Source organism: Pseudoalteromonas sp. DY56-GL79, from assembly GCF_041414765.1.
GTDB lineage: Bacteria > Pseudomonadota > Gammaproteobacteria > Enterobacterales > Alteromonadaceae > Pseudoalteromonas > Pseudoalteromonas piscicida.
The window spans coordinates 1-1,414 of sequence record NZ_JANHZS010000050.1 but is presented as its reverse complement, the minus strand read 5'-3'; the positions used below and the strand labels follow the sequence as shown (position 1 = coordinate 1,414).

At 51.4% G+C, this 1,414-nt stretch carries 1 rRNA gene (cut by a window edge); it reads left to right on the top strand.

The window, feature by feature from the left end:
• Positions 1-1,395, top strand: a 23S ribosomal RNA gene (locus NO992_RS23255) (it extends 1,588 nt beyond the left edge of the window).
• Positions 1,396-1,414 lie beyond the last annotated feature (19 nt).

Here is a 1,414-nt window from a genome sequence, read left to right as displayed (position 1 = left end):
TAAGGCTGAGAGTCGAGACGAGCCACTAAGGTGGTGAAGTTGTTGATGCCCTACTTCCAGGAAAAGCCTCTAAGCTTCAGTTCATACTGAATCGTACCCTAAACCGACACAGGTGGTCAGGTAGAGAATACTAAGGCGCTTGAGAGAACTCGGGTGAAGGAACTAGGCAAAATTGTACCGTAACTTCGGGAGAAGGTACGCTCTTGTTTGTGAAGGACTTGCTCTGTAAGCAAACGAGAGCCGCAGTGACCAGGTGGCTGGGACTGTTTATTAAAAACACAGCACTGTGCAAAATCGTAAGATGACGTATACGGTGTGACACCTGCCCGGTGCCGGAAGGTTAATTGATGGGGTTAGCTTAGGCGAAGCTCTTGATCGAAGCCCCGGTAAACGGCGGCCGTAACTATAACGGTCCTAAGGTAGCGAAATTCCTTGTCGGGTAAGTTCCGACCTGCACGAATGGTGTAACCATGGCCACGCTGTCTCCACCCGAGACTCAGTGAAATTGAAATCGCAGTGAAGATGCTGTGTACCCGCGGCTAGACGGAAAGACCCCGTGAACCTTTACTACAGCTTGGCACTGAACATTGACCCTACATGTGTAGGATAGGTGGGAGGCTTTGAAGCAGAGACGCTAGTTTCTGTGGAGCCGACCTTGAAATACCACCCTTGTAGTGTTGATGTTCTAACTTAGGCCCCTGAATCGGGGTTGAGGACAGTGCCTGGTGGGTAGTTTGACTGGGGCGGTCTCCTCCCAAAGAGTAACGGAGGAGCACGAAGGTTTGCTAAGTACGGTCGGACATCGTACGGTTAGTGTAATGGTAGAAGCAAGCTTAACTGCGAGACAGACACGTCGAGCAGGTACGAAAGTAGGTCATAGTGATCCGGTGGTTCTGAATGGAAGGGCCATCGCTCAACGGATAAAAGGTACTCCGGGGATAACAGGCTGATACCGCCCAAGAGTTCATATCGACGGCGGTGTTTGGCACCTCGATGTCGGCTCATCACATCCTGGGGCTGAAGTCGGTCCCAAGGGTATGGCTGTTCGCCATTTAAAGTGGTACGCGAGCTGGGTTTAGAACGTCGTGAGACAGTTCGGTCCCTATCTGCCGTGGGCGTTTGAGAATTGAGAGGGGCTGCTCCTAGTACGAGAGGACCGGAGTGGACGAACCGCTGGTGTTCGGGTTGTGATGCCAATTGCATTGCCCGGTAGCTACGTTCGGAACTGATAACCGCTGAAAGCATCTAAGCGGGAAGCAGGCCTCGAGATGAGTTCTCACTTTGACTTAGAGTCAACTGAAGGGCCGTTGAAGACTACAACGTTGATAGGCGAGATGTGGAAGTGCTGTGAGGCATTAAGCTAACTCGTACTAATTACCCGTGAGGCTTAACCATACAACGCCAAAGTGGTTTA